9 protein-coding genes and 1 pseudogene are annotated in these 14234 nt (G+C 58.2%); 3 read left to right on the top strand and 7 right to left on the bottom strand.

Annotated elements, in window-relative coordinates; all coding sequences use genetic code 11:
• Window positions 1-274: 274 nt before the first annotated feature.
• Window positions 275-1357, bottom strand: a complete 1083-nt coding sequence (locus ACVMDN_RS03230; RefSeq protein WP_456835705.1) for a hypothetical protein — start codon at window positions 1355-1357, stop codon at window positions 275-277.
• Between the two features lie 59 nt (window positions 1358-1416).
• A pseudogene (locus ACVMDN_RS03225) lies at window positions 1417-2602 on the bottom strand (IS3 family transposase).
• A 521-nt stretch (window positions 2603-3123) separates the two neighbouring features.
• Between ACVMDN_RS03225 and ACVMDN_RS03220 the strand changes: the two are divergent.
• The 3 genes from ACVMDN_RS03220 (at window position 3124) to ACVMDN_RS03210 (ending at window position 5906) form a co-directional block, all read left to right on the top strand.
• The gene (locus tag ACVMDN_RS03220; RefSeq protein WP_456835706.1) at window positions 3124-3519 is read left to right on the top strand and encodes a hypothetical protein; all 396 of its coding nucleotides are present in this window, start codon (window positions 3124-3126) and stop codon (window positions 3517-3519) included.
• A 280-nt stretch (window positions 3520-3799) separates the two neighbouring features.
• Window positions 3800-4084, top strand: coding sequence for a BrnA antitoxin family protein (locus ACVMDN_RS03215; RefSeq protein ID WP_456843600.1), 285 nt, complete (start codon window positions 3800-3802; stop codon window positions 4082-4084).
• Window positions 4085-4772: 688 nt separating this feature from the next.
• Window positions 4773-5906 carry a hypothetical protein gene (locus ACVMDN_RS03210; protein WP_456843599.1) on the top strand — a complete coding sequence of 378 codons (1134 nt, stop codon included), beginning with the start codon at window positions 4773-4775 and terminating at the stop codon, window positions 5904-5906.
• A 33-nt stretch (window positions 5907-5939) separates the two neighbouring features.
• Here the strand turns inward: ACVMDN_RS03210 and ACVMDN_RS03205 are convergent, their stop codons facing one another.
• The 5 genes from ACVMDN_RS03205 to ACVMDN_RS03185 all read right to left on the bottom strand — a co-directional run bounded on the left by ACVMDN_RS03205 (window position 5940) and on the right by ACVMDN_RS03185 (window position 14071).
• Window positions 5940-7283 carry a hypothetical protein gene (locus tag ACVMDN_RS03205; RefSeq protein WP_456835708.1) on the bottom strand — a complete coding sequence of 448 codons (1344 nt, stop codon included), beginning with the start codon at window positions 7281-7283 and terminating at the stop codon, window positions 5940-5942.
• A 72-nt stretch (window positions 7284-7355) separates the two neighbouring features.
• Window positions 7356-9020 (bottom strand): S8 family peptidase, encoded by a 1665-nt coding sequence (locus ACVMDN_RS03200; protein ID WP_456835709.1) that lies wholly within the window; start codon window positions 9018-9020, stop codon window positions 7356-7358.
• Window positions 9021-9732: 712 nt separating this feature from the next.
• Complete coding sequence (locus tag ACVMDN_RS03195) at window positions 9733-10254, bottom strand: histidine kinase dimerization/phosphoacceptor domain -containing protein (RefSeq protein WP_456835710.1); 522 nt, start codon at window positions 10252-10254, stop codon at window positions 9733-9735.
• A 726-nt stretch (window positions 10255-10980) separates the two neighbouring features.
• On the bottom strand, window positions 10981-11232 hold the full coding sequence (locus ACVMDN_RS03190) for a hypothetical protein (RefSeq protein WP_456843598.1): 252 nt from the start codon (window positions 11230-11232) through the stop codon (window positions 10981-10983).
• A 1078-nt stretch (window positions 11233-12310) separates the two neighbouring features.
• On the bottom strand, window positions 12311-14071 hold the full coding sequence (locus ACVMDN_RS03185) for an adenylate/guanylate cyclase domain-containing protein (protein ID WP_456835712.1): 1761 nt from the start codon (window positions 14069-14071) through the stop codon (window positions 12311-12313).
• Window positions 14072-14234: the final 163 nt, after the last annotated feature.

Genomic DNA, 14234 nt, shown 5'->3' with positions numbered 1-14234 from the left:
TACTCTGTTCTCCGAACACGGGCCGCCGCCGCAGTAGCGTCCTTAACACTGCTCAAGATCCACTTCGTGAGGTGCGCAAGCTCGCGGCGACCACCTTCCGTGCCGGTGGATAATATTTCTATGAATCTGCACGAAGGCGCCAGCCTCGTAGAGAGTCCGGTTCTGCCTACCATTGGTGAAGCACCGCGACCTTTGGTGCCCTACTGCGAATTTGAATGCGTTGGTGTACACTCAGCAGTACGCTAGCGACTCGGCGACTATAGCGCAGCTTCGATCACCTCCACGGCGTCGGGATTTTGAGCAATTCTTTCGACGCCTCACTTTGAGGGTCCTCTATGGAAATGATGAGGGTATCTATCGCTCGCGATGGAGGGATCAGGCATTGCCGCCAAGCCGCCTTCGACTTTTCAAGATGCCTTTCATTGCATTCAGCGTCTTCGATTCGCCATGCATGGTCTCGTGCCGATTGCCAGAACGTGTCGAATCCCTCGAGAACAACGGTCCAGCCTTCTAATCCCCTGCACGACGCATACTGCACAACGCGGAGAACGCTGCCGCCGCGAGGAAAATCGCGGCGGCAGCGATCGCCAGTTCCGTCCCAGGTCTCGTAACTCCATTCCTGCAAGGTCATTGCGAGTTGACTAAACCGTTGACCTTCATTGTCACGAGCAACGTCCGTTGGAGGAACACAAAACAAGAGATCTATTGCTTCGTTGCCTGCCTGACGCGCATCTTGGAGCAATTCTTCGACAAGGGCTCGGCGTCGCCGTATTGAACCTGCAACCAAAATAATCCGCCCGCCGCCTGTTAGGCGGTTTGGCTCTACTCTCCAGTTAACACCTACCTGCTCCGCAAGAGCGTTGGCAAATACAGTCAAATTCGCCTTCATGCGCAGACAATGCTTCAACGGAACAGTCATCCGTCGGGTTTCCGGCACACCTACTTCCCAGTTGGAAGCGCCGCCTCTTACGAGCTGGTCGACACCATCGGCAAGACATAGGCGTTCTGGCCCGTAAAGTGCCTTAAGCAACTCGAGTTCAGGTAAGGGCCAATCCTGGGCCTCATCTGCCACGACATAATCGAATGCAAAATTTGCAGGATCTTCCTGCTTAATCGCTTCGATGTCGCTCCTCAATGCACCGCAACGGATCATGTCCAAAGCATCCCCACATTGCGTCTCGTATACCGATTCCAGCCAATCGCTGGTTTCGTCGAGTAATCCCAGGCGAGCCAACCATGAAGTGACAAACGACATGACGGTCCTGACCGCTATTCCTCCGTCTTCTGGACTGGAGGGGACATTCATGAGGGCCAGCAAGCGCCGAACGTCGGAAGCCAAGGCGTGATTGTAGGTCAACACTACTGCTCGCGCGGCTCGCTCGTCAAAAGCACGCCATGTGACCTGCCCCTGAATTTTCATCCAGCGGCAGTTAGAGTCTCGGGGGGTTGTACGCCTTGCGGCGCGGTGGAAGCAACGGGCGATCGGCGGAGCTGGTCGGGGTTGCGCAGCCGAGCGTCCGTTGCGGTGAGAGAGGCGGCGTAGGCCGCGGGCGTGAGGTATTGTAGCGAGGGATGGGGGCGTTCGCCATTGTAGTCGGCGACCCATGCCGCGAGTTTGGCCCTGGCATCGTCGAGACCGAAGAACAGCGTCTCATTCAGGAGTTCGTCGCGCATCCGGCCGTTAAAGCTCTCGACGAAGCCGTTCTGCATTGGTTTGCCCGGTGCGATGAAGTGCCAGTCGACGCCGGTTTCCTTGCACCAGGCCAGCATGGCGTTACAGGTGAGTTCGGTGCCGTTGTCGGAGACGATCAGGCCGGATTTGCCGCGCCGCGCGACAACCGTCGTCAGTTCCCGCGCCACACGCCGGCCCGAGATCGATGTGTCAGGAATGGCGCCCAGACATTCCTTGGTGACATCGTCGACGATGTTGAGGATGCGGAAGCGACGCCCGTTGGCGAACTGGTCGTGGACGAAGTCCAGCGACCAGCGCGCATTCGGCGTCGCTTCCACCGGGATCGGCGCCCGGCACCCCATGGCCTTGCGGCGAGCCCGCCGCTTGCGGACCGTCAGTCCTTCTTCCCGATAGATCCGGTGAATGCGGTTGAGCCCTGATGGCTCGCCCTCTCGTCGCAGCAGAATGAACAGCCGACGGTAGCCGAACCGTCGGCGCTCGTGGGCGAGGTCGCGCAGCCGGGCACGAAGCTCCGTATCCGCAGCGCGGCGAGATCGGTAGCGGATCATCCTCCGATCCGCGCCGACGATCATGCAGGCCCGTCGCTCCGACAGGCCCATCACGGCCTTCTGTGCGCCACAGCGGCGCGCTTGGCGGCGGGCCCTACCATTTTTTTGACAGAAGCTCGCGCAGTGCCGCCGCATCGAGCATTTGCTCGGCCAGCAGCTTCTTCAGCTTCGCGTTCTCCTCCTCCAGCGACTTCAGCCGCTTGGCTTCGGAAGCTTCCATGCCGCCGAACTTGGCCTTCCAATTGTGAATCGTCGCCTCCGAGACCCCGTGTTTGCGAGCCAGATCAGCTATCGTCGCTCCAGCCTCATGCTCCTTCAACACTGCGATAATCTGCTCTTCCGTGAACCTTGCTCGCTTCATCTGTCCGTCCTTGCTCAGGCCGGACTCTAACTCCATCTGGAGGAAATACTCAGGGGCAGGTCAGAGCTGGAACGTTGCAGAGCTGCCGGAAAACCGCCGCCACCGGAAACTCACCGTATGTATCTGCAACGGACTCTTTTCCGCAAAAGGAAATGACAAGCTGCGGCAGAATACAGCCCGCCGCAACGTGGTGCGAGACAGCACTGACCTGAGCAAGATGTAACAAATGCGCGAAAGAGCTCACTTTGTACGCTGCGTACTCAATTTTTTCTTTTAGTGCAGTCTGGATTGAACTACCTGAAGCCCGCAACGCGTAGCCCTCCTCGCAGCACCTGCATTGGGTAAATAGGCGGATCACTCTCTGGCCCAACCGCAAAAATGTTTACTCGAAATCCGCCAAGAGATTGGCGGTGCCTTGCGGTAGTCTCGCTACCGCTGCCCTCACGGGCGTTTCCTCCCTTGACTTGGCCGCCGGTCCTACCAGGATCGGCGGCTCTCTTACAGGTTGAAGCGGCGTCCTCATGGTTGATGCAGATCGCTTACTTGGCGTACAAGCGCCTCTCCGATCCTGTCCGCGACAAGGCCGGCGCCTTGTTGAAGCTCAACAAGGATTACGTGAAGTGGACCGCCGCCGACGACAAGACGGCGAAGATGTACACACTTTCGTCCATGCCGCGACTTGGGCTGACGACATCAAGACCAAGGAGTATGGCTATACGCGCGATGCGGTCACCAGCCCGACGGTCGGCCAGAACATCGGTTATTCAGATCACAACCAACATGCTTATTGGCATTCTAAGGACATTGACTTCACACCCGATGGTACGCCAGTGCCCGCGCGCGGCGCCGCTGATATTCTTCCCGATGTCGGCCCACTCGAATCGACCGCCACGCAGGCGCCCGTCACCAGGTGCTAGGCGCCTTCCTGAACCGGATGCCGCCATAGGAATCCGCAGACGACGTTCTAAAGCTGCCCGCAACGAGTTTGCCGAGTTCACGCTAGACTAATGGACGGCTCCAGGTGTCGATGCGCGCCTCCACGATACCGCAGGGACTCCAACGCCGGTAGCTTCGTAGGCCTCGGACTTGCGGCCAGCCGCGCCACCGCATTGAAGGAGGACTTTAATTGCCGATTCCGGGATGATGGTGCGCACCGTACCGACTTGATGGCGCGCAGGGCCCTGCCTCTAAGACCCTATGGTCAATCGCAGCTACAGCGATATGGCGCAGCATTACGGCACGGCTGCGCCGTACGTGACAACCCGGAATGGACTAAGAACGACTTCGCAAAGGCAAAAGCCTTCGACGAGGTCGTCTCCAACAATGCGCAAGGGGCGCGGCACCAATGAGGCGCCGACCAAGAAGCAGGTTTCGCTGCGGCTCAGCCCGGTTGTCCTGGATCATTTCAAGGCCGGCGGCCCAAATTGGCGAAGCAGAATTGACGAAGCGCTTGCGAAGATCGTCAAGCGAAAGACCGGATAGCTTCGTCGGTTTTCCTAGACTAAAACACAGAAGGCCGGCCGACGGCACTTTCGTCTTCGGAGGCGTAACTTCACGCGTAGATACCTGAGCGTCGTATCGGGCCGCGAAGAATGTCCGCACCCCGTTTAAATGTATCTGATCACATGCGGGACACACAAAACAAAGTAGCTAGCCACGGAGCATTGATTTCGCCAATCTGTAAGGAAGTTGCATTTTTTCTGCAATCTCGCGCGGCAACCCGCCGCAATCCGGCGAACAGTTGCGACCGCCGCTGGGCAATGGCGGTCGTGAGCTATGGCACCGCATGCATAAGCGCCATTTCGTACGGCCACTCGTGTCCTGGTGAGATTGGATGATCTGCAGTTGCGTAAGTTTGCCCTTGGAAACCAGAACAGCGAGTGGCGGCACCGTCACCTCTCGCGGATCTGACACCTGATCGCTCAACCTCCCTTCTCCGCTCCGATTGACTGCAGAGGCCGCGAACTCGTTGGATAACGCCCGCGACGTTATCAAGAGTGCCAAGCAAGTTCTTTACCTGATGCAACTCAACGTTTAGCTTATTGAAATATTTGGGGGCTGATACATGCATTGCGATAAACCCTTTTCGCTCTTGGTAGCATTTTCACTTGCGGGCTGCGGAACTCAACTGCCTGAGTTGACTAGCCAGCAGGTACTTCCTCGGGAGCAATTGATCGGCGCAATACACTGCGAACTCGCCGACGCCATCCGGGAACAGCTTCTTCACAGGCCCGATCGCCGATTCCTGATCGACTGGCAAGCTGCTTACACAATTACACTTAAAGGCAACGAGACCGGCACACTCGCGGCAGATGCCAACAAAATTCCGCTTCCCTTCGATAGGGGTGCCTCTTCCGTCCTCATCTCGGCCGGTGCCGATGTCAAGGGCACAGCAAACCGCACCGCGGTCCTCAAATTCAGCCTGAACGTCTCGGATATCGATCTTCGTGCTGCCCCTTGCGCCGAGACTTATGCAACAGGAACTCATCCTTTTCTGCGCGGCAACATCGGCTTTGGTCAATGGCTGAACGAGGCGCTCGATACGAGCATCTCGGATGGCTTCATTGCAAGCCATCCGGACCGCCTCACCAGTATCGGCCATACCTTCCAATTTGTCGTGCTCGCGACGGCCGGCATTAATCCAACGTTCACGATCGCGCCGCGGCCGATAACGATTAACCCGTCTGTCGGCGTGTCGCGGGAGGAAGACAACAGTGTCGACGTCGTGCTAGCCAAGAAATCGTCCGGAGGTAGCGGCACTACAACAGTCTCAAAGGTGAAAACGCCCGACCAGGTGAAGAAGGTCGAACAGTACAGAAGAGAAAATGAGAACGCCCGACAGGCGATCGCGCAGGCGGATGCCTATCTCGATACGGGGGACGGCCGCCGGCTCGCGCAGCTTCAGGCACAGATAAAAGGCAAGGAAGCAGCGATCACCAGTCTCGGTGTTGCATTACCCAGCGGGCTGGCGGCACCCAATAACCTGGAGGTGCCGAACGACCTAGCCGCTCCGCTGGCGGAGAAGGCTCGGAGCGAATTCTCAGAGCTGCAGGGCCTCAAGAATCAGTTTGCGACAACCGGAGGGGCCGAACTGGAGAGGAAGCAACGCGAGCGGACGACAGGCGAGAATACGATCGCAGAGAACCAGGGGAGGATCCAGGCGATCGAGTCGGACCCGAAGGGGGTACGTGTCACTCGCGCCCCAGTCCCGGCCCTTCCGCCTTCGGAGAACACCAACATCGCCGCGACGCAATTGCAATTGACGCTGGAGCGCGTCATCGGAAACAAATTCAGCGGCTTCTAGGCTGCAATCTCGGTCCTTTAGGGAAGCAGATACTCAACGCGCCGAGTTCTGAACCGCCCAGACGAAATCGGTCTTCGTTTGGCGCGCAAATAGCTGATCGGCCGGATCGATCCATCCGTTGGGACGATACGTCAACGGATATGGGACGCCCGGGACCGTCGCGCGCGCATGGCAGGACATGCAGTTAGAAGATGTGCCTTCGCTCAGCCCCGGCTCCAGGTAGGGGTTAAAGCAGACGATCGGTTTTCCGTTGCGATCGTTTGCCGGAACAACGATCGAATCCGCAATGCACATGGCATAGTTGCGCCAAGGACCGACCACAGTGTTGCTGTCAGGCATGTCATCGACCGAACCTGGAAATTTGTCCGGCGGGTTCTTTCCGTCCTGCCACCAGAATGTCTGCCAGGTCCAATTGGCGATTTCCTTTGTAGTCACGTGCATCGCGACGGCGACCTGATAATCTCCGGCTTCGAGGGCCGCGGGCCCGCTGAGCCCCAAAGAGGCCGAAACTACCGCTGCCCGAGCGGAGTCCAATTCAATCGCATAGAAGCGATCGAGCCCAACGACTTGCGCGTCGATTTGCCTGCCGTTGCAATCAATCTTTGTCTGCCCGGAACGGTTGTTCGTGGGGTCGACAGCGACACACTTGGTCCACGTGTCCACAGTCGGATTGTTGGGATTCGAACTGCTACCAGGCCCATCCCAAATGGGAATGGCCGTCAAACCTTTCGCCTTTACGGGAAGGAAAACGATCTTCAGATCGACTGCCGCTGCGGGAAAGTCCAGGACCTTGCGATCGGCAATCTTTGCATCAACCTTGTCGAAATAGGTGTTTAGCTTCAACAAATCGGCTCTTCTGTTGTATCGGACGGTGCCGGAATTGTCCGGCATCGGATGTTGGGCCGCGACGAATCCGGCAGCATCCGGGCTCAGCTTCACGAAGGCGAGCAACCTGGTTCTGTCGGCATCGGTTGCCAGTTGCAACGACAGTCCTTGCGGTGCGCTGAGGAACTCATGACGAAGCTGGCGGAGCGGTGAAAACGGCCGCAAAATCCGCTCCTCTCCGGCTGCTGCAGGAGCGGCTAAGGTTGAGAACGCCTCCTCTTCCGATAACCATGTTTCCCAAATGGGAAGCGGTTGCCCTCGATATGATTGCGTGGATCTTGCTGTGAGGCCGGCCCACAGTTTCCAAGCATGCGCACGCAATGCAGCAGTATCGTTGGCGGCAACGTGCCCATCGATGACGGAGCTCGCAAGCGGAAATTCCGCCAGTGGCAGACCCAGTGGCTCGGGCCTGATGTTTTGTTGCGCGCTGAGCTCACTTGGCAACGTCATATAAAGTAGGCCGGCGACGAAGGCCGGTACGAATTTGCGCATTTATCGCTCCAAATCGATGAAGGAGTTCGAAGACGTCGGCGGCTGGAGTGCCGAGCAGATGCCTAGCTGCGCTCACTTGGTAAAGGGAGAGGATAGCCGGTTATCGAAAACCGCTACCGAGGGGATGTCCTTCAGCAGGCCCTTCACGGTGCTCGTATCGATCGTCATGATTTTCGCCTTATCCTGGGGCGCCACGCTCGGCTTCGGTGTGACGTCTAGCTTGAAGGTGTCCTCTCCGATCGGCTTGAGATCACATTTCAGGTTCCCGCAGTTATTGTCGAGTGCCCACTCAATGTCCGCTGTCGGTCGCGCCGTCTTCAATATGAACGTTCCGCTGGCTGGTGAGGACGGAGCCGTGTCCGGCGTCGGCGTGCTCTCCATCGAACTAGAAGATCCAGCTGGACTCGAACCCGTGGAGCTTGAGTTGGCGGCAGCCTGATGGACGAGTTCAAGGCGCGGCAGTTTGGTTCCGGTCCGCACGTCGACAGTGATCGGCGCTCCGCTCGTCAGACGGCTTTCTAGCTGGCTGACGCTTTCGCCGGGAAACTCCTGACGCAACAATGCAAGTGCTGCTGCGACATGGGGAGCTGCCATGGACGTGCCCTTCATGGTGGCATAGGCCGACCCAGGAACGCTTGAGACTATGTCGGTGCCGGGCGCCGCTATATGGACCATAGAGGCTACATTCGAATAGGAGACGTCGAGCGAGCCATCCTTCTTGGTAGCTGCGACCGATACCGCCGATGAGATGCAGGCCGGCTCTGCGACCCCGTCAAAAAAATGCTCGTTGCCCGCAGAGACGACGGTTGGAACTCCCTTGGACCTCAAGCGCTCGATGATCTCGGTCAGGGCCGAACTCTTGTCGCAAGCGGCATCGAAGTATCCGCTTCCCAGGCTCATGTTGACGGCGGCCACACTGAACTCTGCCCGATGCTTGAACACGTATTCCAATGCCCGAAGCTGGTCGGAAGTGAAGCTTCGGATACACTTGCCCGCCGCCTTACAGACACTGGGATCATCGAAGAGCGAGTAGACCTGTATCAATAGAAGCTTCGCCGCCGGCGCAACGCCGCCGAAGTTCTTTGCCGCGAACTTCATGTTGTGGCCGGCAATAATCCCTGCCACATGCGTCCCATGATCGCATCCGACTACATCGGCCGGACATTGACCAGCCGATCCGGCAACAGTTCCGACGTCGAACCCGCCCGGGCAAAGCGATTTCACGTTGTAGACGTTGGAATGATCCGTCGAGAAGCAGGCTTCGCCTACGATGGCGCCAGCTAGTGCGGGATGATCGACTTGCGCGCCCGTGTCCAGGACGGCCACCGTCTCGTTGGTCCCGCTGTAACCCAGGCCGTGCATCTTGTCGCCGCCGATGAACGGAACCGAATCCATCAGTGTGGGCGGCATGGGTATGTCGCGAGTAACGAGAACGACGTTCGGATCCTCGCGCAGACGGGGCAACGCGGCTGCCGATATCTCCGCCGCAGCCACCGGGAGCGATCCGATCGGACGAACGTTCTTGGCGGAATCGGAGAGAGCATCCGAAACGTAGCTGCTGGCACTCGCAAAAGAGGCACCACCGTTTGCCTGTTCCGGGTCGGGGCGCGTCACGATCAGCACGCGCACGAGAGGCGCTGTATTCAGTTCGGCACGAACCCCATTCTCAATTTTTTGCTGACAAACGCCGGCAGTCGGCAGCAAGAGCGTAGCGAACGCTAAAAGTACTTTTCTCATGCCCGCACCTCGCACATGAGCAATAGGCAATAATAAGAATATATAACCTCTGGTTGTTCGCGGACGCAAGCTCAAACGGCGAATAATTCCGGCTTTTGAGGCTTGTTTCGCGACGGAAAGCAGCAGTAGATCAATCGGACCGACGCCTAGGAGTTATCCGAGCCAATACTCCGAAACCCTTCGACCATCGCAACCGCGCACAGCATAATTGAACAGGATGGTTGGCGCACCCACGCCCCACCATGCTCCCGAGGCCTCGCTTGAGGAGCACCTGACCTTTGCCCTCAAGAACGAAGAACCCAATTTTCCGTTAGCCAAGCGGGACGATCAGTGGTGGCAGCCCACAGGCCGAGATCAAGGAGAACGATTCTGCCGTTTAGCGCGCGCATACAAGATGGAGAATGAGTTCCCGAGCACGAACGCCACTGTCATGAGCGCGGAAGCGCTCTGGCTCTGGCGCCGTCGCCTCCTCGCGGACTGGAGACCCCGTCCAGAGGCGAGTTCGGCGCACAGCAAGCTGATCCGGAAGCTCGCGGAGCTGCCGGACAACCTCAGCGCGGTCCGAAGGTCAATCGCTCCCTCCGCGCTCGGACGTTCGCGGCGGTCGAACTCACAGACTGCTAGCTTCCATGTAGGGAGAAGCCGATGCGCGTAACGATGTCGTCGCTCACGCGCGCTTTTCGTTGGCGGATGATTGAAGAAACTACTGGAACTACTCGGCTCCCGGGAGGTCATCGGCATCGATAAGCGTCCGCGCTGTCTGAGCGCCTGCTTCCGCGCAAGGAGCTTTGCGACCGTCGGCCTCTGAGTTTCCGCCGTGCACGCCCGGCAGTTTCGCTAACGGGGCCCTTCGCGCGGACGCTATCGCGTTGCCGCACGTTTTCAACGTGCCGAGAATAGCAAGATTGTTTTTCGTCCGGTGCGCCATCTCCTGCAGCAGCACAGTCTTCGTCTTGTCCGCCAGCATGACCCGCCGTAGCTCGGCTCGCTGGAATTCGGCAATGGTGGCTGTCCCGGCGGCCGTGATAACAAAGAGCGCATTCGGTGCAAGGAAATCAATGCCGAGGTGGCCTGCGTAGGTGACGTAGGCGCCCACAGCGATCGCGATGATCGCCGCGAATATTCGGGACCCGCGATCGAAAATCAGGCCCGACAGAAACACGCCGGGGAGTAGCAAGAAGTATCCTGGCGCCCCGGTCTCCATCTGAAGCGCGATCTGCAGTACCGCGCACATCACCATAATGCACGCTGAGATACAGTACCGAACCAGGCTCGGAAGCCGGTGCTCCAGAGCTAGCGGGTAGAGCCTATTCATGGGATCCAAGCCGCGCGATTGAAGATCAGTTGGTCATGTAATTTGCCCGCCCGTCTCGTAACATGGCAAGGGCGATCCCACCGCACCCATGCTAGGACTTCGTCTTCCACTTTGTAGCCCAACAGCGCGCAGGAGCATGCTCGATTACGGATCCGGAGCCTGGTCCCGTATGGCTTAGTAAGCTCCTCCGCATCACCCGACGCTATGTTCGGGACGAGCGGCGCCTTTCGCAAATCGCAGTCCCCAGAAAGCCCGCCTGGATTCGATGGCGTCAACTCGCCGCCCCATTTTGCCCGCCGCAAATCGTCAGGTCGGGCGGTCGACCGAGTGCGCCGCCGTCAACGTCAGAACCGCGCACCCAGCAGGAGGCAAGCCCCTGTTCCGCGGCTCCATCCCATCTTGGCGGCGCTGACCCGGTTGGATGCCCAGACGGCCGGTGTGGCTTCTTGTAAAGGCTGGCGAAATTAATGATGACTCTCTGAAACGAGAAGTCATCAGAATTGATGGGCCATCGGAATTTATACTTCCATAATATGCTGCGGCCTTTAGTCGTTCGCGGATGGGCAATCGTGCTGCTGGCACGCTGTATTCAAGCTCGAAGACGTGCTTTCTTGACGATTGATTGGCGCAGTCGCTTCGACGGCTTCATTCGAGAGGCACGGAAAGCGCCGGCGACTTCCTGCCGTGCTCACAAGCTGTTCGTCCATTGAGCGGTAGGATCGGAGTTGAGGCAGCCGCCACGACCTCGGTCCGGCTGATGAATTCGCTCAGATTGGCATTTGAGGACCACTCCAAATAACCAACGAGTGCAAAGACAAGCGCGACGACAATGAGAATGCCGAGCACCGATACTGTAGCTGTTCCCGACCAGCTTCCGTTGCTGACTAGTGACATCATGGTCTCCAAGACCGAAGCTGCTACGCCCGCCTAAGTCATCTCGCGATCATCACGTGTGACCGGCCTCACATCTCACGCGCACTTGATGACGAGACAAGTCATAGACCAAGACTCGCGGGAGCGAAGGGCGAGGCTTTTCGGACCTGCTGCCGCTCTGGATTGAGGATCGCAGCGACAATCTTCGGCTAGCTGATCGGGCAACTCTTCCGGGCCGATCCGGTCAGCACCGGACCAGTTCTGCCGGCCTACAGGACACAGCCACCGGATGCATGGGCCGGCTAGACTCGGGAGAGGTGATCAATTTCACGAGGCGTTTGCATGCCCGTCTGCAGGGATACCACGAACGCGCTATCGAATATGACTCGGCCAGTGGCACGGGCCGTGCAGTACGTTCGTTGCTGGGAATTTCAGTGTCCCGGTTCAGGAATAAAGCGCGGAGCGTATTTTCCTGACACGAGTATCGTCTTTCCCTGGGACACTGGCGCGACTTGCACGTAGCAGGCAATGAAGGAGGAATTATTGAACCACGAATTACCTCCGCAACAGTCCAGGTTCTTCGTTCGAATGGGGACCTCCGGCTGGATGGTTTACGATCGGGAGCGCAAGGGGCCGGCGCTCTTGAGGGACCACAGCTTGGCCGAAAAGCTGTCCAAGGAACGGGCAGAACAAATAAGGCGGGCACTGGCGGATGGTACGATTAAGTGTCGATGATCCCTCGAGGTAAGCCTTCGATCCAGCGAAATGAAGTCTAAGTCTACGCTGCGTTCAGCTCCGCTCTGGAGTTTCGGCTCGCAGAATATCCTTCACCGCCACGACCGCCGCGACACTGGTCGGAAGCGACGGTTGGCATCAGGCCGATCGAATACACATCCTGGCGGTTGGCCCGCTTCTCGTTGGACAGGCCGAGAACCACCCTCATGTGCTGCACGAAGAGCTCAATCGCCTGGTTGGTTTGAGTGATTCTGGCGCGGATTGGCAATGGCCGGCTGCTGCTCAACAGAATTCGGTTGATGCCTGCGAGCGACAGAGCGACCACGACGCTAGATGGCGGCTGCTTGCCGAACCCATTCGCCAACGACTATAATGGAAGGCCGGCCTTTCGTAGCCCGTCAACCAGGTGCTCCAAGTCTTCAGCGCGTTTGAGAATGGACACCTGCTTCTGGGTGCCGCCAATACTGTATCTTGGATTTAGGCGCAAAACTTCGCTTGCCTCTGCACGAGCATCTTCCATTCGTCCCAGCTGGGCGTAGGTCGCGGCCAAAAAGGCGTGGCCATACTGGTGATTGGGCGCTCGTCCAACCGCTTCAGCCAACCAATGCTGGGCATCGTTGTACTCTTTGAGGTGGTAGTGAGCTACGCCAGCCATCAACGGCGCAAAATGCGGATGGAATGGATCAAGGCGCATTTGCAACTTGGCGATGGCAATAGCTCTGGCCGGGTCCCCTACCGAGTAGAATATTTGCGCAAGGCGGTAGTCCGCGAAGTTGGGGTTTAGCGCAAGCGCTCTTTCGGCGGCGGCGGTTGCTGCATCGAAGTCACGCTTGCGGATGATATTATAGCCCAACTCGGCGTAGGCTTCGGGCAGGCCCGGATTGTGCGTAATTGCCGTGCGGGCCAAGTTGATGGCCAGGTCAAGGATAGTGGGGCTCAAATATTCATCGTTCAAGGGATTGAGCCAAGCCACCCTGTGAGTGCTGGCCAGCATTGCATAGCAACGTGCATAGTTCGGATCGAGGGCCAGCGAATCGGCAAGATGCCCTCGCGTGCGCAACAATTCTGCCATTTGCCAGGAGGACTGGAAGGATATCCAGGCCGCAGCCGCGCGCATGTAGTGATCGTAGGCCTGCCAAGTCGCGGGCGGCTTGAGCAAGGTACGTTCGGCTTCCGCCATGTTCACATGGGCGACCAGAATTGCGGCGATCGTCCGCGCGACGTCGTCCTGGATCGTAAATACATCCTGTAGCTTTTGATCATACCGCTCGGCCCAGCGATGGACACCACTTGCAGCGTCAATCAATTGCGCCGTGATCCGAACCCGGTCATTGCCCCGACGAACGCTGCCCTCAAGAACGTAGCGCACGCCGAGCTCTTGACCCACCTGACGTAAATCAACCGCTTTGCCTTTGTATCGAAAGCTCGAATTTCTGGCGATGACGAACAAGTCGGAGAAGCGAGACAACTCGGTAATAATATCTTCAGAGATTCCATCCGCGAAGTACTCCTGATCCGGGTCGCGACTCATGTTCTCAAAAGCCAGGACAGCGACCGAGGGTTTCTCGGGAAGTGTAAGAGGCGGTCGCGGCGGAGCGTTGCCGAACGACACGCGATAGACCCGCACCGGCCGGACAATGTTCTTCAGTTGATGCTCGCCACGATCCTCGAATTCGACGTCAAGCTTATCTTGCGTATCCTCTCGTACGCGTTTCGACACGCAGATGCCGCCCGGCTCGCAGAGCGCCTCGAGCCGAGCCGCGACATTTACCCCATCCCCGAAGATGTCGCCCTCATCTATCATGATGTCGCCGGCATTGATGCCGATGCGGAACTCGATCCTTTGCTCCATTCGCACATCGGTGTTTCGGGTGATCATGCCACGCTGTATCGCGATGGCGCATCGCATCGCGCTAACCACGCTCGCAAACTCCACCAAGATTCCATCGCCGGCGCTTCTGATGAGGCGTCCGGCATGCTTTTCAATCTCGGGATAGAGGAGCGCGGATAGATGCTCGTTCAGCCGGGCGTGCGTGCCCTCCTCGTCAGCACCCATTAGGCGGCTGTAGCCAGCCACGTCGGCTACGAAAATAGCACTCAGTCGCCGTTCCACGCGGTCTGCGGCCATAAAAGCTCGCCCTGATCGGATCTGACCGGTCTTTAATTAGGAGTCTATTGTCGGAGGCAGGAGGTGTCTATCGGGCTCCGAACATTGCTGTCCGTAAGGCGTTACCAGACCGCGCGAGATCTGCAATATCCCACGTATAGATTTGCCTGCTTTGATGTGGCGC

The organism is Bradyrhizobium sp. USDA 4510 (genome assembly GCF_054059095.1).
This window is presented reverse-complemented; position numbering and strand designations above follow the sequence as displayed.

Bases quoted from the DNA above. Each gene is read 5' to 3' on its own strand.
- ACVMDN_RS03200 (WP_456835709.1), bottom strand. From the start codon at position 9,020: ATGAGAAAAGTACTTTTAGCGTTCGCTACGCTCTTGCTGCCGACTGCC.
- ACVMDN_RS03215 (WP_456843600.1), top strand. From the start codon at position 3,800: ATGGTCAATCGCAGCTACAGCGATATGGCGCAGCATTACGGCACGGCT.
- ACVMDN_RS03205 (WP_456835708.1), bottom strand. From the start codon at position 7,283: ATGCGCAAATTCGTACCGGCCTTCGTCGCCGGCCTACTTTATATGACG.
- ACVMDN_RS03220 (WP_456835706.1), top strand. From the start codon at position 3,124: ATGGTTGATGCAGATCGCTTACTTGGCGTACAAGCGCCTCTCCGATCC.
- ACVMDN_RS03195 (WP_456835710.1), bottom strand. From the start codon at position 10,254: ATGTGCGCGGTACTGCAGATCGCGCTTCAGATGGAGACCGGGGCGCCA.
- ACVMDN_RS03185 (WP_456835712.1), bottom strand. From the start codon at position 14,071: ATGGCCGCAGACCGCGTGGAACGGCGACTGAGTGCTATTTTCGTAGCC.
- ACVMDN_RS03190 (WP_456843598.1), bottom strand. From the start codon at position 11,232: ATGATGTCACTAGTCAGCAACGGAAGCTGGTCGGGAACAGCTACAGTA.